18 protein-coding genes are annotated in these 23326 nt (G+C 57.4%); all 18 read left to right on the top strand.

Annotated features, from left to right (window positions below):
- Nucleotides 1-14 precede the first annotated feature (14 nt).
- The 18 genes from purB (at nt 15) to lpxB (ending at nt 23253) form a co-directional block, all read left to right on the top strand.
- Entirely contained in the window at nt 15-1310 is a 1296-nt protein-coding gene (purB, locus tag NTX17_04710; GenBank protein MCX5800669.1) for an adenylosuccinate lyase, read from the top strand.
- The gene (gene purL / locus NTX17_04715; protein ID MCX5800670.1) at nt 1303-3672 is read left to right on the top strand and encodes a phosphoribosylformylglycinamidine synthase subunit PurL; all 2370 of its coding nucleotides are present in this window, start codon (nt 1303-1305) and stop codon (nt 3670-3672) included. The genes purB and purL overlap by 8 nt, the downstream gene beginning before the upstream one ends.
- Before the next feature lie 38 nt (nt 3673-3710).
- Nucleotides 3711-4526 carry a phosphoribosylformylglycinamidine synthase I gene (purQ, locus tag NTX17_04720; GenBank protein MCX5800671.1) on the top strand — a complete coding sequence of 272 codons (816 nt, stop codon included), beginning with the start codon at nt 3711-3713 and terminating at the stop codon, nt 4524-4526.
- Between the two features lie 90 nt (nt 4527-4616).
- Entirely contained in the window at nt 4617-5261 is a 645-nt protein-coding gene (locus tag NTX17_04725; GenBank protein ID MCX5800672.1) for a hypothetical protein, read from the top strand.
- Nucleotides 5240-6796: an amidophosphoribosyltransferase gene (purF, locus tag NTX17_04730; GenBank protein MCX5800673.1), complete on the top strand. Its 1557-nt coding sequence runs from the start codon at nt 5240-5242 to the stop codon at nt 6794-6796. Before NTX17_04725 ends, purF begins: the two co-directional genes overlap by 22 nt.
- A gap of 126 nt (nt 6797-6922) precedes the next feature.
- A complete protein-coding gene (gene lysS / locus NTX17_04735; protein MCX5800674.1) occupies nt 6923-8560 on the top strand; it encodes a lysine--tRNA ligase in 1638 nt (545 codons plus the stop codon).
- Nucleotides 8550-9779 (top strand): lipoprotein-releasing ABC transporter permease subunit, encoded by a 1230-nt coding sequence (locus NTX17_04740; GenBank protein ID MCX5800675.1) that lies wholly within the window; start codon nt 8550-8552, stop codon nt 9777-9779. The genes lysS and NTX17_04740 overlap by 11 nt, the downstream gene beginning before the upstream one ends.
- 152 nt (nt 9780-9931) lie before the next feature.
- Complete coding sequence (locus tag NTX17_04745) at nt 9932-10567, top strand: ABC transporter ATP-binding protein (protein MCX5800676.1); 636 nt, start codon at nt 9932-9934, stop codon at nt 10565-10567.
- Nucleotides 10568-10656: 89 nt separating this feature from the next.
- Nucleotides 10657-11187: a UvrB/UvrC motif-containing protein gene (locus NTX17_04750; protein MCX5800677.1), complete on the top strand. Its 531-nt coding sequence runs from the start codon at nt 10657-10659 to the stop codon at nt 11185-11187.
- Between the two features lie 91 nt (nt 11188-11278).
- Nucleotides 11279-12337, top strand: a complete 1059-nt coding sequence (locus tag NTX17_04755; protein ID MCX5800678.1) for a protein arginine kinase — start codon at nt 11279-11281, stop codon at nt 12335-12337.
- Nucleotides 12338-12419: 82 nt separating this feature from the next.
- Nucleotides 12420-14849: an ATP-dependent Clp protease ATP-binding subunit gene (locus NTX17_04760; GenBank protein ID MCX5800679.1), complete on the top strand. Its 2430-nt coding sequence runs from the start codon at nt 12420-12422 to the stop codon at nt 14847-14849.
- Nucleotides 14846-17173 (top strand): outer membrane protein assembly factor BamA, encoded by a 2328-nt coding sequence (gene bamA, locus NTX17_04765; GenBank protein MCX5800680.1) that lies wholly within the window; start codon nt 14846-14848, stop codon nt 17171-17173. Before NTX17_04760 ends, bamA begins: the two co-directional genes overlap by 4 nt.
- Before the next feature lie 48 nt (nt 17174-17221).
- Nucleotides 17222-17755 (top strand): OmpH family outer membrane protein, encoded by a 534-nt coding sequence (locus NTX17_04770; protein MCX5800681.1) that lies wholly within the window; start codon nt 17222-17224, stop codon nt 17753-17755.
- A 50-nt stretch (nt 17756-17805) separates the two neighbouring features.
- Nucleotides 17806-18855 (top strand): UDP-3-O-(3-hydroxymyristoyl)glucosamine N-acyltransferase, encoded by a 1050-nt coding sequence (gene lpxD, locus NTX17_04775; protein MCX5800682.1) that lies wholly within the window; start codon nt 17806-17808, stop codon nt 18853-18855.
- Nucleotides 18830-20152, top strand: coding sequence for a bifunctional UDP-3-O-[3-hydroxymyristoyl] N-acetylglucosamine deacetylase/3-hydroxyacyl-ACP dehydratase (locus NTX17_04780; protein MCX5800683.1), 1323 nt, complete (start codon nt 18830-18832; stop codon nt 20150-20152). The genes lpxD and NTX17_04780 overlap by 26 nt, the downstream gene beginning before the upstream one ends.
- 24 nt (nt 20153-20176) lie before the next feature.
- Entirely contained in the window at nt 20177-20950 is a 774-nt protein-coding gene (gene lpxA, locus NTX17_04785) for an acyl-ACP--UDP-N-acetylglucosamine O-acyltransferase (protein MCX5800684.1), read from the top strand.
- A 144-nt stretch (nt 20951-21094) separates the two neighbouring features.
- Nucleotides 21095-22108, top strand: coding sequence for a Gfo/Idh/MocA family oxidoreductase (locus NTX17_04790; GenBank protein MCX5800685.1), 1014 nt, complete (start codon nt 21095-21097; stop codon nt 22106-22108).
- Nucleotides 22109-22116: 8 nt separating this feature from the next.
- On the top strand, nt 22117-23253 hold the full coding sequence (gene lpxB, locus NTX17_04795) for a lipid-A-disaccharide synthase (GenBank protein MCX5800686.1): 1137 nt from the start codon (nt 22117-22119) through the stop codon (nt 23251-23253).
- Nucleotides 23254-23326: the final 73 nt, after the last annotated feature.

The following is a 23326-nucleotide window of genomic DNA, read 5'->3' on the forward strand; positions in this document are numbered from 1 at the left end:
GGCTGGCCCACGAAATGATAGAAAGATACACGCGCCCCGCAATGGGTGCCCTCTGGAGCGAGGAGAAAAAGCTCTCCACGTGGCTCGAAGTAGAAATCGTGATATGCGAGCAGATGGAGGCTCTGGGCCTTTGTCCCGCTGGTACGGGGGCGAGAATAAGAAAACGCGCGCGCTTTGACGCCTCGAAGATCAAGGATCTAGAGCTTCTCGTCAAGCACGACGTGATCGCGTTCGTTTCTAACGTTGCTGAGAACCTGGGCGATGAGTCCAGGTTTTTCCATTACGGGCTGACCTCTTCCGACCTTCTCGACACGTCGGAGGCCTTGCTGTTGCGAGACGCCTGTCTCATCATCGAGTCAGACTTGGAGGAACTCAAGAGCGTCCTCAGGGAACTGGCCCTGAGGCACAAGGGAACAGTAATGGCGGGGCGCACCCACGGAGTGCACGCCGAGCCCATAACGTTTGGGCTCAAGGTCCTGGTCTGGTTTGAGGAAGCGGGGCGCAATCTGTCCCGCGTGAAGACTGCCCGCGACAACGTGTCCGTGGGGAAGGTTTCGGGAGCCGTGGGAACTTTCTCTCACCTGCCGCCCGAGCTTGAGGAACTTGTCTGCAAACGACTGGGTCTGCAGCCTGAGCCCGCGTCTACTCAGATAGTGCAGAGAGACAGGCACGCCGAGCTCCTCTGCGCTCTTGCCGTCACGGCGGCCTCACTCGAGAAGTTCGCAACCGAGATAAGACATCTTCAGCGAACCGAAGTGCGAGAAGTGGAGGAGTGCTTTGCGGAGGGACAGAAGGGTTCCTCCGCCATGCCTCACAAGAGAAACCCCATTCTCTGCGAAAGAATCTGCGGCCTCGCGAGGGTCGTGAGGAGCAATGCGACGGCCGGAATGGAAGACGTCGCCCTCTGGCACGAGCGGGACATCAGTCACTCTTCCGTGGAGAGAATCATAGTTCCCGACTCGTTCATACTCGTTGATTACATGCTTGCCACGTTTACGGACGTCATGAGAACGCTTCGCGTGTATCCGGAAAGGATGAAGGAAAATGTTGGGAAATCAGGCGAGGTCGTGTTCTCGCAGCGCGTTCTTCTCGAACTGGTGAAGCGCGGGATGCGTCGCGACGAAGCCTACGGTCTGGTGCAGTCCATTGCCGGCCTTTCGTGGAGCGGAACGGCAAGCTTCAGGGACGCAGTATTGAAGAACGAGAGGCTGCGAGCTCTCCTCGACGAGAAGACTCTCGAAGAGTGTTTTGACATTTCCTACCTCCTCAGAAACGTAGACAGAATCTACCAGAGAGTGCTCGGTGAATAGCAGGACGACGACAGAGGTAAGAACCTTCCCCATCAAGGATTCGCCTGACGGGGAGGTTCGGGCCGGACTTCGTTCTCTCGGGCTAAAGCTCACCGTTTCAGAGGCGCGGCACCTGGTGGAACTTCTCGGCCGCGATCCCAGCAACGTCGAAGTCACCATTTTCGATATCATGTGGAGTGAACACTGCTCTTACAAGAGTAGCAAGGAGTTGTTGAAGAAATACCTGCCCACAAGCGCGCCCAACGTGGTGCTGGGACCGGGCGAGGACGCCGGGATCATCAGACTGTGCAGCCACGAGGGAGAGAGCTTCTGTCTCGTAATGGCGCACGAGAGTCACAATCATCCGTCCCAGGTCTTGCCGTTCGAGGGGGCGGCGACCGGGATAGGTGGGATAGTGAGGGACGTTTACTGCATGGGAGCGGACGTGCTGGCCGTGATGGACGGTCTGAGATTCGGCGACCCGCACGGTATAAGGAAGAACAAGGTGAGGGAGGTCGCCTCGGGCGTGGTGTCGGGTATATGGCAATACGGGAACGCGCTGGGCGTGGCGAACCTTGGCGGCGACGTTTACTTCGACGAGTCGTACGACGAGAACTGTGTCGTGAACGTCATTGCCGTGGGTGTGGTCAGGGAGGGCGAAATCGTGAGGAGCGCCGTCCCAAAGGAAGCCGAGGCGGAAGCTTACGACTTGATTCTCGTGGGCAAGCCGACCGACGCGAGTGGTTTTGGCGGAGCCTCTTTTGCTTCGGACGTGCTGGATTCGCAGGAGTGGGCCGGATCCAGGTCCGCCGTGCAGGTCCCCGACCCATTCCTCAAGAGGATTCTTGCCGAGGCCAACAAGAGCATGCTCAGACTCGTGCATTCTCGCGGTCTCAGGATAGGGTTCAAGGACCTGGGAGCCGGAGGGATGGCTTGTGCGACGTCCGAACTGGTAGCCGCTCAAGGCCTGGGGGCGCGCATCGAACTCGACAGCGTCCCCCTGGACTCTGGATGTCTGCCTCCCGAGGTCGTTGCATGCTCCGAGACTCAGGAGAGGTTTGTGCTCGCCGTGCCCTCTCGCATCTCCGGCGAAGTACTGCGCATATACAATGACGAGTTCGAGCTTCCGTTTGTCTATCGCGGTGCAGGGGCGACGGTCATCGGTCGTGTCACCAAGGAACCGGATTACGTCCTGTACAGCCGCGGGATGCGCGTCTGTGACGTTAAGGCGGCGGCCATCACTTCGGGAATCTCGGCGACCAGAAATTCGGCGGTGCGCGAGTTCACGGAAACGGAGCCTCAGTTCTGCCCGCCGCACGATATCGAAGGATTCTTTCTCGATTTTCTCGGGTCGGTCAACGTCGCATCGCGAAAACCGGTCTTCGGATATTACGATTGTGGGGTCGGGGGAAACACGGTGGTGAGCCCGGGAGATGCCGATGCAGGCGTGTTCGCCCCGATACATGGAAGCCCCGTGGGGGTGGCAGTGTCGCTGGACGGAGTTCCCTCGTACGGGAAGATATCTCCGTACTGGGGCGGGGCGCAGGCCGTGGCAGAGGCCATGCGGAACGTTGCGTGTGTTGGCGCCTCGCCGAGGGCCCTGAGCGACTGCCTCAACTTCGGCAATCCCGAGGACCCGGAAATCTTTTGTCAGTTTGAGGAGGCGCTCAAGGGAATCGGTGACTGTGCGCGCGGAATCTGGCAGAAGGATTCGCCCGGGGTGCCCGTTCCAGTTGTGACCGGCAACGTAAGCTTTTACAACCAGAGCGCGACCGGCAAAGCGATCGCGCCGTCCCCGATGGTTGCCTGCTTTGGATTGATGGACGACTATAGCAAGACCGTCACGGCGAGCGTGAAGCTGCCCGGCTCGCACGTCATTCTCATCGGCGCACGCCGGGACGAGTTGGGCGGTTCCCTCTATTATCGTGAGCTACTTGGTTGTCTCGGCAGAAATGTACCCAACGTCCGATTCGAGGAGGAAAGAGCGGCGATGCACCTCGTGATCGAAGCGATCGACCTGGGTTTGTTGGAGGCGTGTCACGATATTTCCTCCGGGGGACTGGTCACAACCCTGGCCGAGATGTCGATGGCGTCGCCGAGGGCGCTCGGCATGACGATCGACGTCGGACCCTTGGGCGACTCTCTGAGGTACGACAGGAGGCTTTTCAGCGAATCCGGCGGCTTCGTGATCGAAATCACGCCCTGGAAGCTGGATGCATTCCTGACTCTCGGCGAGCAGAGACACGTGCAGACATTCAGGTTGGGCGAGGTGTGGGCCGAGCCGGTATTTCTTGTGCGTGACGGCGAGCGCCGTCTCCTGGAGCTTTCAGTGAGCGAGATGAAGGCTCGTTGGGAAAAGGCTTTGGATCGTTCGCTCGCGTAGGGATCGAGTCTCATGGGAGTGGGACAGGAGATGAGGATTTGAAACCCAGAGCGGCCGTGATCCAATTTCCGGGAGTGAATTGCGAGTACGAGACGGCGAGAGCGCTGCTTGCTTCGGGCCTCGAAGCAGAGATCTTCAGGTGGAATCTTGACATTTCGCGTCTGGCGAGTTTCGACGCTTTCGTTCTGCCCGGCGGCTTTTCCTATCAGGATAGGATAAGGGCCGGTGCAATTGCCGCCAAGGACGCCATCGTGGAAGAGATTGCAAATCAGGCCCGGAAGGGAAAGCCCGTTCTGGGAATATGCAACGGTGCCCAGGTTCTCGTCGAGGCGGGTCTTGTTCCCGGGCTTTTGGAGGGTCGTGTCGAAATGGCCCTCGGCCCCAACAGGGCCGGCGGCAGGAGCGGATACCTGTGCGACTGGGTGTACGTCAAAGTCGCGGAGCCTTCTCGTACGGCATTCACGTGCGTGATGAATGAGGGGGAGACGCTTCCGCTTCCGATTGCTCACGCAGAAGGCAGGTTTCTCTCCGCGTCATCCGCGATCACGGACACCCTGAAGAGAGAGGGACTGGCTCGATTGTTCTATTGTGACCAACTCGGCAGGACGAGAGAAGAATTTCCTTGGAATCCGAATGGTTCGGTATTCTCGTCCGCGGCCATCTCCAACAGAAGAGGCAACGTCATGGCCATGATGCCGCACCCCGAGAGGGCGGCGTGGCTCAAGCAAGTGCCTGCCGAGGTGCACGGGGAATGGGGGGAGAGTAAGCGGGAGGCGAGAGGACGATTCGAGCGGATGGAGGAGCCGGGTCCGGGGCGAAGAATTTTTGATTCACTCAGGCAATACCTTGGCTAAACGGATCGGAAGGAAACCCGTGAATATCGTGAGGATCGTGAGTCACAGCCGGCCGAGGAGGACGCAAGGCCGATCGAAGAAGAGTGATTTATGTCCGTGACCGCAGTGTGCGTGAGACCGCTTGGGACCGATCTGGTCGCCCTGAGTGCCTTTGACACTCTTGTCCGCAAGATGGGTTACGCGGACTCGCTCGTCTCTCTCTCTCGGGAGGAGGTGTGGCTTCTGGGTCTTGATCTGGATGACGAGAAGGCGAGTGGAGTCACGAAGATGCTTGTGGAAGAGACCGGCATTTTCGTGAATCCGAACACTCACACGCACACGATCGTGCGTCCTGACGAAATGCTGCCTCGCGGCAGGCAGTGTGGTGGAGAGGAATTGGAGATCGCCGTGTGGTCGCGGGAAGATCCGCAGGCCGGGCCTGTGGCGACAGCGGTGAGAGAGAGAATGCGGATTCTGAGCTTACTCGAGCTGAGGCGGCTCAGCCTGTGGCGGCCGCGCTTTCAGGCGGACGAGGGGGAGGAAGGCAAGGGCGAAAGAGACGGAAGCGACGGGAGAAAAGGGAGAAATGTCAGGGAGATCGCTTCGTCCATGGTGGCCACCCGTTCCAGAAAGGAAGGCCTTCTCGCCAACCCTCATTGCCAGTGTTGGATCATTGTTGAAGGCGCCCTCAAGCCTCACGAGCTATTGAGGACCGTCTGTGAGGTTGAAGAACCGTGGCCGCGGAATTCTTGTTGAGGAAAAGGGACAAATTGACTGGAAGCATCGACCCTGTCCGAGAGAGATATCTTCAAGGGGAGCGCCTCAGAGAGGAGTGCGGCGTGTTCGGAGTGAGCGGAGTCGAACAAGCGGCGGAGCTTGTGTTTTTCGGCCTCTACTCTCTTCAGCATCGAGGTCAGGAGAGCGCTGGAATTGTGTCTTCCGACGGAAAATGCGTGTACGCTCACAAGGGGCTCGGTCTGGTGAGCGACGTTCTCACCGCGGATGCACTCAAGGGCCTTCCCGGCCAGCTCGCGATCGGACACAATCGCTATTCCACCACCGGGCGTACGACCCTGGAGAACGCGCAGCCGCTGGTCGTGACCTATCAGGGTGGAAGACTTGCAATCGCACACAACGGAAACCTGGTGAACGCCAGAGAGCTCAAAGCGAAGATGGAGACTCAGGGTTCGATCTTTCAGACGACGATGGACAGCGAGGTGATCGTCCATCTCGTGGCACGTTCCGAGGCGGCCACTCTGGAGGAAAAGCTCACGGATGCGCTCTCGCAGCTCAAAGGAGCGTATGCTCTCATAGTGATGACGGAGACCAAGTTGATCGGCGTTTCCGACCCCTTTGGCTTCAGACCTCTCAGTATTGGAAGGCTCGGGTCGGGTCACTGCCTCGCATCTGAGACCTGCGCTTTTGACATAATAGGCGGCACGTATGTGAGGCCGGTGGAAGCCGGCGAGATGGTGGTGGTGGAGGGAGGGGGCATGAGGAATCTGGACGCTCTCGGAGGCACGAGAAAAGCGCACTGCATATTCGAACTGATCTATTTCTCTCGTCCGGACAGCATGGTGTTTTCCGAGAGCGTGGATAGGGTTAGACGGAATCTCGGTCGAACGCTTGCCGGAGAAGCACCCGCCGACGCCGATATTGTGATTGCCGTTCCGGACTCGAGTAACTCGGCGGCGCTGGGTTTTGCGGAGGGTTCCGGGCTTCCGTTTGAACTGGGACTCATCCGTAACCACTACGTCGGACGCACCTTCATAGATCCAATTCAGCACGTGAGAGATCAGGCCGTGAAGGCGAAGTTCAATCCCGTCAGGGAGATCCTCTCGGGGAAGAAGGTGGTCGTCGTGGACGACTCAATCGTGAGAGGCACGACGAGCAGAAAACTCATCCGTCTCATCCGTAACGCAGGCGCGAAGGCGGTCCATTTCAGGGTGGGTTCTCCACCGATACAGAATCCGTGTTTCTATGGGATAGACACTCCGAGCAAGGGAGAGCTCATCGCGTCCAGTCACACCGTGGAAGAGATCGCTCAATTCCTGGGAGTGGACAGTCTCGCGTATCTATCCATGAGAGGCTTGAGGTCGTGTGTGAGAAGGCCCGACGATTTCTGCTACGCGTGCTTCAACGGTAGCTATCCCGTTCCGGTGGAGGCCCGAGGAGACAAACTGGCGCTCGAGAGGGACTCGGTGAGAACCCCTGGCGACGGCAGCCCGGCGGCCGAAGCTCGTGACAGCGGTTGTCCCCAGGAGACGCGTGGGGATGGCCTTTTGCCTTGACAGTGCGGGGCACAGTGATATTATCCTTCGGAAACACTTCGAGTTAGAAGGGTGGGCGCCCTCGCTCCTGCGCGAGCGATTGAGTCAGAGGGCTCGAGGATTTTCACCATTTCTGGAGGCACTTCCGTGACACACGGAGTCAACGCGGAACGAGTTGCCAAGCTGGAGCTTCTCAAAGAGAAGGGGATACGGCCTTATCCCTCGAGATTCCCGGTTACTCACGGATCCTCCGCCGTGCTGGACTCGTTTGAGGCCCTGGAGCGCGAGCAGAACCGTGTGTCGGTAGCCGGCAGGCTCATTGCGAAGAGGACGCACGGCAAGGCCAGCTTCGGGCACCTCCTGGACGGGGCAGGCAAGCTTCAGGTCTACTTCAGGGAAGACGTACTCGGCGCCGATGCCTACGAGCTTTTCTCTATGGTCGACGTCGGTGACATACTCGGTGTCACGGGCCCGGTATTCAAGACACGCACGGGTGAGATAACCGTGAAGGCAGAATCCATGGAGTTGCTCTGTAAGTCCCTCAGGCCTCTTCCCGAGAAGTGGCACGGGTTGAAGGACGTGGAGACGCGCTACAGGCAACGATATGTGGACCTCATCGTCAACACGGACGTGAGGAGGCTTTTCAAGGGACGTTCGAGAATCGTGGCCACAATCAGGAACTTTCTAGATGAGCGAGGCTTCGTCGAAGTGGAGACGCCGGTGCTTCAGCCTCTTTACGGCGGCGCCTTTGCCAGGCCCTTTGTGACGCACCACCAGGCGCTCGACATGAATCTCTATCTCAGAATAGCCGACGAGCTCTACCTGAAGAGGCTGGTGGTAGGCGGTCTTGAGAGAGTCTACGAGATCGGGAAGGATTTCCGGAACGAGGGAATCGACAGAACGCACAGTCCCGAGTTCACGCAGTTGGAGCTCTACCAGGCCTACGCCGACTATACGGACATGATGGATCTCCTCGAACAGATGGTCTGCAGGGTCGTCACGGAGCTCCACGGCGGACTCACGTGCACGTACGGAGAACATCAGTTGGATTTCTCGAGGCCCTGGAAGAAGATGAGCTATTTTGAGGCGCTGAAGGAACACCTGGGCGTGGACGTCCGGAACGTAACAGAGCAGGAACTGCGCGCGCTGTGTCTCAAGCTGGGCGTGGAGATCGACGGACACGCCCAAGACGCGACGCCCGGCGCACCCGCGCAAGCGTTTCAGGGCGCACCGCCGCAAGGACCTCGGAGCGGAACGCCCCTCACGACAATAGAGTTGATCGACGAGCTCTTCTCAGAAAAAGTGCAGCCGAACCTGATTCAGCCGACGCTTGTCTACGACTATCCGAAGGAAATATCGCCTCTGGCGAAGGAGAAGCCGGGCTCGCCGGGAATAGCCGAGAGGTTTGAACCCGTTGTCGCGGGAATCGAGCTCGGAAACGCTTTCTCCGAGCAGAACGACCCCTTGGAACAAGCGCGGCAGTTTGACGTGCAGGCCGAGTTGAGAGCCAAGGGGAACCAGGAGGCTCAGCCCAAGGACTCGGATTTCTTGAGAGCGCTCGAGTACGGTATGCCCCCCACCGGTGGGATGGGGGTGGGAATTGACAGGCTCACCATGATCCTCACGAACGCTCGCTCGATGAGGGAGGTGATCCTGTTCCCGCACCTCAGACCCGAAGCCCTGTTGGACGAGGACGACGGTGGTGGGACGGATCTGCCGACGGGGGGCACGACGGGACAGAAAGACGAACAGGGCGACCGGAGGGAGAAAGAGAATGAGGTTTGAGTTTTTTGTGGCCGGTCGCTATCTCAGGGCGAAGAGGCGGCTCAGCTTCATTTCCATAATCAGCGGTATCTCCGTCGGCGGGGTCTTGGTCGGCGTGGCGGCGCTCACGATTGTCCTCTCCGTGATGAATGGATTTGAGGACGAGGTTCAGAGGCGTATCGTGGGAACCAACGCCCACGTCATCGTGCTAAGTCATGACGAGAGGGGAGTCAAGGCGGACGACGAATTGCTGAAGCGTATCGAGGCGGTTCCCGGCGTGGTCGGCGCCGCTCCCTTTGTATACAGCAAGGGTATGATAAGCGCGGGCGGTTTCTCGGACGCCGTCGTGATCAAGGGAGTAAACCTGTCTCTCGAGAAACAGGTCACGGACGTGTATCGGAACATATCTCCTCCAATCGCATCCATCGATTCCCCGGACGGTACGAACGGGATCGTTCTAGGGCAATATCTTGCAAACTCTCTCGGAGTGTCCGCCGGCGACGACGTGATCTTGACCTCGCCTCTTCAAGGGCGTGTCACAATATTCGGCATGATTCCCAGGGTCAAGAAATTCAAGGTCGTGGGAATCTTCGCGTCCGGAATGTACGATTACGACTCCAGCCTGGGCTACATTTCGATACCTGCCGCTCAGAGTTTTCTGGGGCTCGGGGACTACGTGACGGGCGTCGAAATCAAGGTCGAGGACATGTACAAGGCTCCCCAGATTGCAGATTCTGTCATCAGGGGTCTGGGAGGTTTTCCGTTCACCGCAAGCAACTGGATAGAACTGAACAGGAACCTGTTTTCCTGGATGAAAATGGAGAAGGTCGTGATGTTTGTCATCCTGATGCTCATAGTCGCGGTGGCCGCCTTCAACATTATCAGCACCCTCATAATGGTGGTCATGGAAAAGCGAAGAGACATCGGAATACTCAAGTCAATGGGCGCAACCTCGAAGAGCGTCATGCGGATCTTCATTGCCGAGGGCGTGGCCGTCGGTTTGATCGGAACGGTTCTCGGGTGCCTCACTGGGTTTGTCGGATGCTACCTGCTTCAAAAATACAAGTTCATTACTCTGCCTGGTGATGTATACTTTATAGATAAATTACCGGTTAAGATGGAAGCCGGAGACTTCCTGATGGTTGCGCTCGCTGCCGTCGGAGTTTGCTTTGCCGCAACTCTCTACCCTTCCTGGAAAGCTTCCAGATTGGTTCCGGTCGAGGCAATCAGGTACGAATAGGAATGGTGCGATATACTTCTGAAATGCCGCACGTGCCCGAGCGGTTGTGCAAATCCCTTGGAATGTAACAGACGTATCCGGTGTTAAATGGAGGAGAAGTCGACATGACGGAGCCCATTCTGAGTGCGAAGGACGTGCACAAGGGCTTCAGAATGGGCCGGCACGTGCTGAGCGTGCTCAAGGGGGTGGATCTGGAGATAGCCGAAGGGCAGATTCTGGCACTCGTGGGAGCATCCGGTGTCGGCAAGAGCACTCTGCTTCACATTCTTGGCGCTCTTGACAGGCCCGACAGAGGCTCTGTAAGACTGGACTCGCAGGAGGTCTTCAGTATGGACGACGAGAGCCTCGCCGGTTTTCGCAATCACACGGTGGGCTTCGTGTTTCAGTTCCATCACCTCTTGCCCGAGTTCACCGCCCTCGAGAACGTCATGCTGCCGGCGCTCATTGCAGGAGAACCGGTCGAGCGTTGTAAGATCAGGGCCAGGAAGTTGCTCGAAGAAGTTCGTCTCATCGATAGGGAAGAGCACAAACCTGGCGAGCTTTCCGGAGGAGAGCAACAACGCACCGCGGTTGCCAGGGCACTGATGAATGATCCACGCATAGTCCTTGCGGACGAGCCGTCGGGGAATCTTGACAGGACGAGCGGGGACGAACTTCACGCCCTTCTTCGCGAACTCAGCCGGACTCGGAGACAGACGTTCGTGATAGCAACGCACAACGAGAAACTCGCCGAGGCGGCCGATAGAGTGGTGAAACTTGAAGAAGGGAAGGCGCACACGGTCCGCTAGAGCGGCCGAGAAGACGGGGGGACCCGGCCTTCCCGTGAAGCGTATTTGCAGAGGGACGCAGATTCGCTCTGTTTGAATGGAGGACTACGATGCAGTGCCAAATTTGCGGAAAGGCTCCGGCCTGCGTGCACTACACCGAGATCGTGAACGACAAGATGACGGAGCTTCACGTGTGCGAGAAGTGCGCTGAGGAAAGGGGCCTCCACGGCGTGCTGGGGAAGGACAAGCTGTCGATTTCCGGGCCTCTGGTATGGATGATGGACAGCATGACGTCCACGGAGGAAGACAAGCTGGGTAACGTGCAGTGCCCCGTGTGCGGCATGAGGTATTCTACTTTCAAGGAAACGGCCAGGCTCGGCTGCGCTTCGTGCTACGAGGCCTTTCATTCCCATCTTCGGCCCGTCTTGAGAAGGGTGCACGGGAGCACCAGACATTGTGGAAAGAGTCCCACCAGGGACAGCGCCAAGTACGCGCGCAGAAGAGAGATTCAAGAGCTCCAGGACGAGCTCGAAAAAGCAATTCAGCGCGAGGAGTTTGAACTCGCCGCAGAACTGAGAGACAAGATCAAAAAGATGGAGACTTCGTTCAGCAGGAGACGCAAGGGTACTCCGAAGCCTTGACGGCAAATGCAGCCCCCGCCTCCGCGGGAAGCGGCGGGCAGGAGACCGGAGGGCGTCGCGAACACAGTGGTGACTTGGTCCGGAGGTAGACGTGGCTTCTTTTCAGGAAATGGTCAGGCGACCGGGTAGCTGGCTTGATGGAAGCGGTCCTCACGCCGACAAGATTCTGAGCACGCGGCTCAGGCTTGCAAGAAATCTGAGGAGCGTTCCGTTCCCGGGCAGAGCCAGGCCGGAGCAACTTTCTCAGGTGCTTCCGTCGGTCGTGGCCGCGGCCAAGAAGAGCCCTTCGTTTTCTGAGCTCACGGTCTTGAGGTCTTCCGAGATGACGAAAGCAGACAAGCAGTTTCTTGTCGAAAGGCATCTTATAAGCCATGACTTCGCGGAGGACTCGAAAGTCGGGGCTCTGATAATAGGTGCAGACGAAAGCAGCAGCGTCATGGTCAACGAAGAGGATCATCTGCGGATCCAGGTGTTGTGCTCCGGGCTTCAGTTGGGCGGGGCCCTCAAGTCGGCCGACAAGATTGACGAGGAGTTGGACGCGTCCCTCGAATACGCCTTTTCGGATGAGCTAGGCTATCTGACTTCTTGTCCCACTAACGTCGGGACCGGAATGCGCGCCTCGGTTCTGATTCATTTTCCGTCACTCGTTCTCACGAGACAGATTTCGAAGGTTCTACAGGGCATCACTCAAGTGGGGCTCGCCGTGAGGGGTTTCTACGGTGAGGGAAGCGAGATCATGGGGAACTTCTTTCAGATCTCCAACCAGACGACGCTTGGTCTCACCGAAAAGGAAACCATCATGAGTCTCGAGCGAGTCACAAATCAAATCATGGAGTACGAGACAAAGGCCATGGACGTTCTTCTCAAGGACGCCAAGGCGCAGATAGAGGATAAAGTCTGGAGGGCTTACGGAACTCTGAAGCACTGCAAGATCCTTACGTCGCGCGAGTTGATCTCTCTGGTTTCCGCCGTGAGATTCGGCGTCTCTCTCGGTCTGACCGGACTGTGCGATATCGCCGCGGTCAACGAGCTTCTCATTCTCACGCAACCAGCGCACATCCAAAAACTGGCAGGGAGGGAGATGGCCGCCGCAGAGAGAAACGTCATGCGCGCCGAGATGGTTCACGAGAGATTGAAGGCGAAGCAATAGTCCGGTCTGACTTGACCCGATTTCGTCCAGTCTGCTTTGTTCGGAAGGCTTTGGTTCTTGTTTCCAGAAACGAGGTGGATCTCTGATGCAGGACAAATTCACTGAGAGAGTGCGAAAGGTGATGTACTTGGCGCGGGAAGAGGCGGCAAGACTTCACCACGATTACATAGGGACGGAGCATCTGCTGCTGGGGATTCTCCGCGAGGGAGAAGGAATCGCCGCGACGGTGCTCAACAACCTGGGACTTGACCTCGACGCCATCAGACAGGCCGTTGAAAGCATGGTTTCTGCCAGCGGCGGGACGATGACAATCGGCGAGATCCCCTTTACTCCAAGAGCCAAGCGCGTGCTCGAGCTCTCGGTGGACGAAGCCAGGCAATTGGGCCACAACTACGTGGGCACGGAGCACCTGCTCCTCGGCCTGATAAGGGAAGGGGAGGGTGTCGCGGCGAGGGTTCTTCTTGAGTTGGGGGTCGACAGAAAGAAAGTCCGTGACGAGACCTTGCGCCTCCTCGGTGGGTCAGCTCCGACCGGCCAGGCGAAGGAGGAAGAGAAGACCGAAACGCCTGCCCTGAACCAGTTCAGTCGTGACCTCACTCAGCTTGCGAGAGAAGCGAAGCTGGATCCCGTCATCGGCCGCGAGAAGGAAATCGAGAGAGTCGTGCAGGTACTCAGTCGCAGGAAGAAAAACAATCCCGTCCTGATCGGCGAACCCGGTGTCGGGAAGACGGCCATCGTCGAGGGACTTGCTCAGAGGATCGTCGAGAACAAAGTGCCGGAGACGCTCCGCAACAGGAGACTTGTGATCATAGACCTGGCGTCCGTGGTCGCAGGCACCAAGTATCGAGGGCAATTCGAGGAGCGCCTCAAGGCCGTCATGAACGAGATACGTGATTCCAAGGACACCATCTGTTTCCTCGATGAACTGCACACCATAGTGGGCGCGGGCGGCGCCGAAGGAGCGATAGACGCATCCAACATGCTCAAGCCTGCCCTCGCGAGGGGCGAGATACAGTGTATCGGCGCGACCACGCTCGACGAGTACAGAAAGCACATCGAGAAAGACGGAGCGCTGGAGCGCAGGTTCCAGCCGATAATGGTTGACCCGCCCTCGGTCGAACTGACGATTCGGATTCTCAACGGACTCCGCGACAAGTACGAGGCGCACCACGGCGTGAAGTTCACCGACGACGCGGTGGTCGCCGCCGTGGAGCTGTCTGACAGATACATCGCCGACCGCTTTCTTCCTGACAAGGCGATAGACGTCATCGACGAGTCTGGAGCCAGGGCGAGGCTCTCCGTCTCGACGATTCCGAACGAATTGAGGGAGATCGAAAAGAAGATAGAGGAGGCCGCGAAGGAGAAGGAAGCAGCGATCCTGGCTCAGGAATTCGAGAAGGCCGCCCGACTTCGCGACAAGGAACGAGAGTTGAGACGAGAGATCAAGGACATGAAGAAGGACTGGAGCGAATCGAGATCAGAGCGAGCGACCACAGTGGAGGCGGACGACATCGCCGAGGTGATTTCGAAGATGACGGGAATACCTGTGGCGAAACTCGAGGAGAAGGAGTCCGAGAAGCTCTTGCGCATGGAAGATGAGCTGAGGAAATCGATAGTGGGTCAGGATGAGGCGGTCAGGGCCATCGCAAAGGCCGTCCGGCGAAACAGGGCCGGCCTGAGAGATCCCAGGCGTCCGATAGGCTCTTTTATATTTCTAGGACCCACCGGAGTTGGGAAGACAGAGCTCGCGCGCGTGTTGGCCAAGTTTCTTTTCGACGACGAGGACGCGTTGATCCGAATCGACATGTCGGAGTTCATGGAGAAGTTCAACGTCTCCAGGCTCGTCGGGGCTCCTCCGGGTTACGTGGGATACGAAGAAGGAGGGCAGCTTACCGAGAAGGTGAGACGCAAACCCTACTCCGTGGTCCTGCTGGACGAGATTGAGAAGGCGCACCCCGACGTGTTCAACATACTACTCCAGGTGCTGGATGATGGGCAGTTGACCGACAGCATGCGGAGGAAAGTGAACTTCAAGAACACAGTTATGATAATGACTTCGAACCTTGGGGCCAGGCAGATCAGGGGCACGGGTACCCTCGGTTTTCAGAAGGCCGACGAGGCAAGCACACACGACAGGATGAGAACCGTGGTGCTTGACGAAGTGAAGAAGACTTTCAACCCGGAGTTCCTCAATCGAGTAGATGAAATCGTCGTTTTTAGGGCTCTCGACGTGGAAGACATGCACAAGATAATCATGATCTTGCTCGATCAGGTTGAGGCCAGACTCAAGAGAAGGAACATTCGGCTCAAGTTCACGCCCGAGGCCCTGGAGTTGCTCATCGAAAAGGGTTTTGATCCCTCGCTGGGCGCGCGTCCGCTGAGGAGAACCATCCAGCGCTTCGTCGAGGACCCCCTTGCGGAACTCGTCTTGAGGGGAGCCCTACGTGAAGGGGTCGAGACGGAAGTGGGTAGAAAGGGAGACGAGATTTTTTTCAGGGAGTATGAGGGATGAAGAAGACCTGCCTGGCGCTGCTTGTTGTGTTCTTCTTTCTCTGTGTTCTTGGCGCACCCGCGTCCGGCCAGCTCACGTCCGGGCAATTCGTGCCCGACCAGCTCGCGTCCGGTGCGGGAGAAGTGAAGGTCCCGCCGATTTTGGAAATAAGACTGTCCGGGCTTGACCAAGTGGACTCGAGCGTGGTCCTCAACAGCTTCGGCATTGCGCCGGGAGCTGTTTTCAATTTTGAGATTGTCCGAAAGGGAGTGCGAAGCCTCTATTCTCTTGGCTATTTCGCAGACATCTGGGTCGAGGCAGAGCAGACGGCTGCAGGAATTGTGCTCACGCTCGTGCTGACTGAGAATCCCAGGGTCGTGGGCATAGAGCTTGAGGGAGTCAAGGGTATTGACGAGAAAACCCTCAAAGAGAAGCTCACACTGAAGGAGAATGATTTCCTTAACCAGCGCGCAATCTCCGCGCAGAAGGATACCATCGTCACCGCATATCAGGACGAGGGGTATCCGATGGCCACCGTGTCCGCCGTCACCACGCAGGAGAAGGAGAAGGGGAGGGTTGTCGTCACTTTCGGGGTGGACGAGGGCAAGAAGGTCAGGGTGAAGCGCGTTGACTTTAGCGGCAATCGATCCATAGGGTCCGTGAAGCTGAGAAAGCAAATGGACACGAAGATCAAGTCCTGGTGGAGAGGGGGCAAGTTTAAGCAAGAGACTTTGGACAGGGATCTTGAGCAGATTGTGAAGTACTATCAAAGCCAGGGCTTCCGTGACGCAAAAATCCTCGACCATCAGCTCAGTTACAGCAAGGACAAGAGGGACCTGGTCATCGGAATAGGCATTGAAGAAGGGCCGCCATACCTGGTCGGGAATACGGAGTGGAGCGGGAACAGTGTGGTGAGCACGGAGGACCTGAAAAGACTGCCCACGTACAAGAACGGTGACCGCTACGACATTGAGAAGATCGAAAAGACACTGTCAGACGTTTACTCCGTCTACGCAGAGCACGGCTACATCTTTGTGAACGTGGACAAGCAGGAGAGTGTCGATGGCGCCGCGGTCAACATACGTTTTTCGATTGAGGAGAACGAGCCTTCCTTTGTCAGACACGTCCTCGTCGAAGGAAACGACAGGACCAAAGAGAAGGTGATAAGGAGGGAGTTGACTGTCAAGCCGGGGCAGCCGTTCAAGAGATCGGTTCTCATGAGAAGCCAGCGCGACGTATACTCCCTCGGTTACTTCGAAGACGTGATCGTGGACTACCAGGTGAATCAGCCTCCCGACATAGACCTGATCTTCAAGATCAAGGAAAAGCAGACGGGGACAGCCACCGCAGGTGTCGGCTTCACGAGCGATGCCGGCCTGACGGGATATGTAGAGCTTGGTCACAACAATCTCTTCGGTAACGGCCAGAGCGTCACGCTGCACCTTGAAAAAGGTGCGAAGCGCACGAATCTCAACTTGAGTTTTACCGAACCCTGGTTCAGGGACACGCACACGAGCCTTGGCGCAGACATCTATAATCTCCAAACCAACCGGGACCTCTACGACGAATATAGAAAGGGCTGCGGGGTGCGCGTTGGGAGGCCGATCCCCTGGATCGATTACTCGGCGGGCTACGTCTCGTATACACTCGAAGACATCACCCTCGATGATTTCTCGAGCAGTTACACCGGTGACCTGGACGAGGTCGACTGGCCTCAGCGCACCAGCATGATAGAGACGGCGTTTATCAGGAACAGTACGGACAGTCCCTTCTATCCTTCGAAGGGTTCGAAATTCACGCTCAATTCGGAATTTACGGGTGGACCGCTCGGCGGTGATCAGGACTTCCACAAGCATACGATAGACTTGAAATGGTATCACAAGGTCTATTGGAAGACAGCGCTTCTCGTGCGTCCGCGTCTCGGCGTGATGGATTCTTACAGGCGCAGTCAGAAGGTGCCTTCGTACGACAGATTCAGGCTCGGCGGCACGACCGTGGACTTCCTGCGCGGGTACTCCGACTACGAAGTCGTTCCGGACAAGAATGTGAGGTACGTGGACGGGACGATCGTGAGATGGCCTGGAGGTCGGTTGATGAGCGCGCTTACGCTCGAATACCAGTTCCCGGTGGCGGACCCGTTGCACGCCCTATTCTTCCTGGACGTCGGCGCCACATGGAACAACGAGAAGGAAATAGATTTCTCGGGGTTCAAGAAGGGCGCGGGATTCGGCGTGAGGATCGACATTCCGATGCTGGGCCAGGTAGGCTTCGACTATGGTTACGGCTTCGATCGGATAGGAGGGGGTAAGTGGGAGCCCCACTTTATCATGGGTAGGCTTTTCTAGAGAACGGTATCGTTCCACTGTTTACGACTGAAAAGAGGTGAATTCTCGATGCGAACGGCGACCAGTCTCGTTCTCGTTGGCGTCTTTTTTTTGTGTCTTGTCTCGGCCGGAGTCGCTCTCGGAGCCGACTTGAAGGTTGGTTTCATTGACTCGGAACGAATCTTTGCGGAATTCAAGGGAGTTCAGGAGGCACAGACGCAATTCGATCGGGAGATCCAGACTTGGAAGGCGCAGGCGACCCAGATGAAGGGCGAGAACGACAAGTTGAGAGGAGAGATTGACTCTCAAAAACTGATGTTGAGTGAGGCCAAACTCCAGGAGAAGGAGACCGAACTGCAGGGAAAGGTTCGGGCGTACGAAGAATTCGTTCAACGAATCTGGGGACCCAACGGAGAATTGGAGCAGAAAAACGAACAGTTGACCAAGCCTATCGTTGCGAAGATCAGGACCGTCGTTGACAAGATAGGCATGGACGAGAACTTCTCTTTCATTCTGGATGCTGCTGACGGCAACATCGTTTTCGGCAGCAAGGCCCTGGATCTCACTGACAGAGTTCTTGAAGAGCTGGGCAAAATGGAATAGTATTCTTTGACTGTGGCGGCCCCGTATGCGTAAAACGTAAAGGGAAGAAAATGCGTCTGGACAAGCTCGCAGAGCTTCTGAATGGAGTGGCTGTTGGCGACGGTTCCGTAGAGATTACCGGCGTCGCGGGAATCAAGGAAGCGAAGGAAGGCGACATCACCTTCCTGGTCAATCCTAAGTACGAATCCTACGTGGCCACCACGGAGGCCTCGGCCGTGATCGTGGCAAACGGCCACAAGGAGATTTCCAAGCCGATCATTCAGATTGAAAACCCATATCTGGCCTTTCTGAAGGCCGTGCGTCTGTTCAGAACCGACACGCAGAAGGTCGCTTGGGGCGTCCATTCGACCGCCGTGATCGGTAAGAACGTGAAGCTGGGCCAGCGGATTTCGATCGGACCGTTTGTCGTTATCGACGACGATGCCGAACTGGGCGACGACGTCGTCGTGATGGCTCTGACGTATGTCGGGGCTCGATGCAAGCTAGGCAAGGGGACCTTCGTGTATCCCAACGTCACTCTTCGCGAAGACATCGCCGTCGGGGAAAGAGTAATCATTCACAGCGGGGCGGTGGTCGGAAGCGACGGCTTTGGTTTCGCCCGGGAGGGCGAGGCTTACCACAAGATTCCGCAAGTCGGTAACGTAGAAGTAGGCGACGACGTGGAGATCGGAGCCAACGTGACGATCGACAGAGCCACGACGGGCACTACCTCGATTGGGCGAGGCACCAAGATCGACAATCTGGTGCAGATAGCGCACAACGTCGTGATTGGAGAAAACTGCATCATAGTCGCGCAAGTCGGAATATCCGGCAGCACGGAAATAGGGAAAGGTGTGACACTCGCGGGCCAGGTTGGAATAGTGGGGCACATAAAGATAGGCGACAACGCAATGGTGGGCTCTCAGGCAGGTGTTACCAAGTCTGTTCCGGCAGGAGCAAGGGTGAGCGGTTATCCGGCTGCACCTCACGACACTGCAAAGCGGTTGCATGCGAGCCTGAAGAGACTTCCTCAGCTCATGAAGCAATTCAAGGAGCTTGAGAGGCGGGTCGACGACTTGGAGAAGGAGGGGGAGGATGCTGAAACAGCAAACGACGATTAAACACTCCGTCCGGTACGAGGGCATAGGACTTCACACGGGGAGGAAGTCCGTGGCCGTGTTCAAACCGGCCCCCGTGGGGCACGGCATCAGGTTTGTGAGGGTGGACGTTCCCGGACGGCCGGAGATAGTCGTGAGCCCAAAGAACGCCAAGTACGACCACATAGCGGGCAGGAGAACAATACTCACGGACGGGACCGTCGAGGTGCACACGGTAGAGCACATCCTCGCGACGCTGGCCGGCCTCGGGATTGACAACGTGGTCATCGAGTTGGATTCCGTTGAGGCTGCCGAGGCCTCGGACGGAAGCGCCGCTCCGTTTGTGGAACTCCTGCGAGGCGCGGGACTGGTCAAGCAGAGTGCGCCGAAGAGATATTTCAGGATAACGAGGCCGATCTCGTTCAACGAAGAGGGTGTCGAGATCGTTGCTGTTCCCCACAACGGCCTCAAGATAAGTTTCACGATCGAATACGAGAATCCCTGGGTGGGAACTCAGTATGCCTCCTTCGAAGTGGACGAGCAGACGTTTGCCAGTCAAATCGCTCCCGCCAGAACTTTCGTGCTCTTCAAGGACGTGGACGGTCTGAGAGAAAGGGGCATGATAAAGGGAGGAAATCCCGAGAACGCCATCGTGGTTGAGGACGACGGCATAATGAACGACGTTCCGTTGCGCTTCAAGGACGAGTTTGTGCGTCACAAAATCCTTGATTTTCTCGGAGACCTGTTCTTGGTCGGGCTCCCCCTGCTGGGTCACTTCATTGCGGTCAGGTCCGGTCACGCGAGTAACGTGAAGTTCGTCAAGAAACTGAGCGCGGAACTGAGGTCCGACGGGTTTCTTCGCGCCCAGACCACGGAGGCGGGCAAGGGCTATCTGGACATCAATGCGATCCTTCAGATAATGCCGCACAGATATCCGTTCATGCTCGTCGACAGAATCCTCGAGTTGGAAGACAGGAAGCGAGTCGTCGGCATTAAGAACGTCACGATGAACGAACCCTTTTTTGCGGGGCACTTCCCGAATCACCCCATCATGCCGGCCGTTCTGATCATAGAAGCAATGGCCCAGGTGGGCGGCGTGCTCCTCCTGAGCACCGTCGATAATCCTGAAGAGAAGCTTGTCTACTTCATGGCAATCGACAACGCGAAGTTCAGAAAACCAGTCATGCCGGGGGACCAGCTAAGATTCGAACTCGAGCTGGTGAGACTCAGAAACAGGATCTGCAAGATGAGCGGGAAAGCCTTCGTCGACGGAGAGCTTGTCGCAGAAGCTGACCTTCTCTCCACGATAGTTGACCGGTAGGGCCCGCGCTAGCGAGAAAACGTTATGCCTCAGGTTCATCCCACCGCGTTGGTAGATTCGAGGGCCAGACTTGCGGAAGACGTTGTCGTCGGCCCACATTGCATAATCTCGGACGAGGTCGTTATAGGTTCCGGCACGGTCTTGGGAAGCAACGTGGTGATAGAGGGGTTCACCAGGGTCGGCAGGAACTGTCGAATTCTACATTTCGCCGTCTTGGGCGGCCCGCCTCAAGACCTCAAATACAAGGGTGCACGCAGCCTTGTGGAGATAGGCGACTCATGCACCATAAGAGAATTCGTGACCATAAACAGAGCCACGGGTGAGGGAGAGAAGACGGTAGTCGGCAACAATAATCTGCTCATGGCCTACGTACACCTGGCTCACAATTGCGTAATCGGCGACAATGTAGTGCTTGCAAACGCGGTGAACCTTGCCGGGCATGTGAGGATCGACGACTACGCGGCAATTGGAGGGATGACCCCCATCCACCAATTCGTAAGGATCGGCCGCCATGCCTTCGTAGGGGGAGGCTCCAGGGTTCCAAAAGATGTGCCCCCGTTCATCAGGGCCGCGGGGAACCCGCTGAGGGTGGTCGGACTTAACTCGGTCGGGCTCCAAAGAAGGGAGTTTCCGGCCGACGTTCGGCTCGAGTTGAAAAGGCTGTATCGGCTCTTCTATCGTTCGAACCTGAACGTGAGTCAAGCGATCGCCAAGAGCAAGGCAGAATTGCGCGACATCCCCGAGGTGAGGGAGTTCTTGAACTTCGTAGAACAGTCCGAGAGGGGAATCTCCGGCTGAGGAGAAACACTCCACGAGACCCCGGAACCTCTCTGTCGCTGAGAATGTGATGCCAGCCGAGAAGGGCCTTTGGTGCTTCACGGACGCGCCATTGGCCTTTTGTTCCAACCGACACTCGCTCGAGCTTGAAGAGGACCGAGAAACATGAACGAAAGAGCGCGCCTGAGAGTCGGAGTAGTGGGGGTGGGACACCTTGGTAAGGAGCACGCCCGCGTAATGGCTTCTTTGCCCGGCGCCGAACTGGTCGGCGTGTACGACACCAGGCTCGACGTCGGACGCAAGGTGGCAAACGAACTCGGCACACGGGCGCTCGATTCGCTTGACCAGTTGCTCTCTTGTGTCGAGGCCGTCAGCGTCGCCGTTCCCACGACTGCGCATTTCGAGGTTGCCTCGGCGTGCATAGCACGCGGGATCCACGTCATGGTCGAGAAGCCACTCGCGGCGACGATCGAAGAAGCGCGCGCGTTGGTGGATGCCTCTCGGACTCACTCGGTAATCGTGCAGACCGGTCACATCGAGAGATTCAACCCCATAGTCCGGGCCGCCCTCTCCGTCGTCAAAGAGCCAAGATTCATCGAAAGCCACAGACTCTCGTCGTTCGTAGGTCGCAGCACCGACGTGGACGTGGTCCTGGATCTCATGATACACGACATCGATCTTGCACTGGCCACCGTTCAAAGCGAGATTCGATCGGTGGAGGCCACCGGCGTACCGATTCTCTCCCCGAACGTGGACATAGCAAATGCCAGACTCCTTTTCGCGAACGGCGCGGTGGCAAACCTGACCGCCAGCAGAGTGTCGAAGGAGAGGGTTCGTAAGATACGATTCTTTGCGAGAGACTCCTACGTCTCCGTGGATTGTCTTGCGGGAAAGGCCGAGCTGTACAAGAAGGGCTTCGAGGCGAAGCGCGCCGGCGAAGAGCTGCCGTGGGAAGAAAGCCAGATAGCGCCGGGCATCGTCAGGCGCACGATTGTTGTGAGCGGGCAGGAGCCTCTGAGGCTCGAACTGGAGCACTTTGTAAAGTGTGTGTTGCACGGCGAGAGGCCGGCAGTTGACGGGGTGGCGGGCTTGAAAGCAATGGAGGCCGCTCTCAAGGTCAGCGAGAAGATAGCCGAGGGAATCGAGAGGTATCGCTTGCCGTCCGAGCGTCAGGAGTAGCGAGAGCGTTGAGAGAATCCAAGATCCTAATCGTGGCGGGAGACGTCTCGGGAGATCTTCATGCCTCGCGTCTGATTCAAGCGCTGAGGAAAGCGGCGCCGAACGTCCGGGTCTTCGCGGCGGGCGGCCCGATGATGCGTGCCGCGGGCGCCAACATGGTGGCGTCCCTCGAAGGGCTCAGTGTCATGGGGTTCACTGAAGTCCTCTCGAAATTGCCCGCCTTCTACAGCCTGATGCAACAGTTGAAGCGATTTATGCAACACGAGCAACCTCAGTTGGTTATAGCGATTGATTTTCCGGGTTTCAATCTCAGGCTCTGCAAAGAAGCGAAGAAGTTGGGGATTTCTGTGTTGTACTACATCGCACCGCAGATATGGGCCTGGGGCAAGAACAGGATCAATCTGATGGCCAAGGTCGTGGACAAGGTGGCCGTCGTGTTTCCCTTTGAGTTGGACATCTACAGGAAACGCGGGCTTGACGCTTCGTTCGTGGGGCATCCGCTCTTGGAAGCGGTTTCGGTCGGAGGAGACAAGGGGGTCGTGAGACGGAGGTTGGGTCTCCCGACCGGCTTGCCGCTGGTGGCGCTTCTACCGGGGAGCAGGATTCATGAAGTGCGGCGGCTTCTGCCGCGGATGCTTGAGTCGGCGGATCTTCTGGCACAGAGAACAAGAATCACACTGGCAGTAGGCGCGGCGAGTAGCGTTCCGGGAAGCGAGTTCGAAAGGATGACGAGAGGGTTCCGGCTGCCTGTGCGCGTTCTGCGGGGAGTCACTTCAGAGCTTCTTTACGTCTCTGACGTTGCGGTCGTTGCCTCCGGTTCGGCCACCCTGGAGGCCGCCATCGTCGGAACTCCGATGGTGATTCTGTATGGTGTTTCTCCGGTGTCGTGGTTCATCGCGCGGAAGCTAGTGGCGCTTGACTACGTGGGCATGGTAAACATTGTTGCGGGCCGGAAGATTGTTTCTGAATATCTCCAGAACGAGATCGAGCCGGGAAAAATCTCGACTGAGCTTCACGAGCTAATCTTCAACGAGCGGAAACGCTCTGACTTGATCGCTCGACTTGCGTCGGTCAGAGACTCACTGGGGGGTTCTGGCGCCTCTGAAAAGGTGGCAGCGATCGCCCTCGGCATGTTGCCCGGATAGAGGAAGTCATGTCGTGTGGGCGAGGCCGCCTGATCTGCTCACCGGGCATTCTCGTACTGGATGAAGTATCGCG

This window comes from Candidatus Eisenbacteria bacterium, from assembly GCA_026388185.1.
Taxonomy (GTDB): Bacteria; Eisenbacteria; RBG-16-71-46; order JAFGJU01; family JAFGJU01; genus JAPLKG01.

Bases quoted from the DNA above. Each gene is read 5' to 3' on its own strand.
- purB (MCX5800669.1), top strand. From the start codon at position 15: ATGATAGAAAGATACACGCGCCCCGCAATGGGTGCCCTCTGGAGCGAG.
- NTX17_04725 (MCX5800672.1), top strand. From the start codon at position 4,617: ATGTCCGTGACCGCAGTGTGCGTGAGACCGCTTGGGACCGATCTGGTC.
- NTX17_04740 (MCX5800675.1), top strand. From the start codon at position 8,550: ATGAGGTTTGAGTTTTTTGTGGCCGGTCGCTATCTCAGGGCGAAGAGG.
- NTX17_04745 (MCX5800676.1), top strand. From the start codon at position 9,932: ATGGGCCGGCACGTGCTGAGCGTGCTCAAGGGGGTGGATCTGGAGATA.
- NTX17_04750 (MCX5800677.1), top strand. From the start codon at position 10,657: ATGCAGTGCCAAATTTGCGGAAAGGCTCCGGCCTGCGTGCACTACACC.
- bamA (MCX5800680.1), top strand. From the start codon at position 14,846: ATGAAGAAGACCTGCCTGGCGCTGCTTGTTGTGTTCTTCTTTCTCTGT.
- NTX17_04770 (MCX5800681.1), top strand. From the start codon at position 17,222: ATGCGAACGGCGACCAGTCTCGTTCTCGTTGGCGTCTTTTTTTTGTGT.
- lpxD (MCX5800682.1), top strand. From the start codon at position 17,806: ATGCGTCTGGACAAGCTCGCAGAGCTTCTGAATGGAGTGGCTGTTGGC.
- NTX17_04780 (MCX5800683.1), top strand. From the start codon at position 18,830: ATGCTGAAACAGCAAACGACGATTAAACACTCCGTCCGGTACGAGGGC.
- lpxA (MCX5800684.1), top strand. From the start codon at position 20,177: ATGCCTCAGGTTCATCCCACCGCGTTGGTAGATTCGAGGGCCAGACTT.
- NTX17_04790 (MCX5800685.1), top strand. From the start codon at position 21,095: ATGAACGAAAGAGCGCGCCTGAGAGTCGGAGTAGTGGGGGTGGGACAC.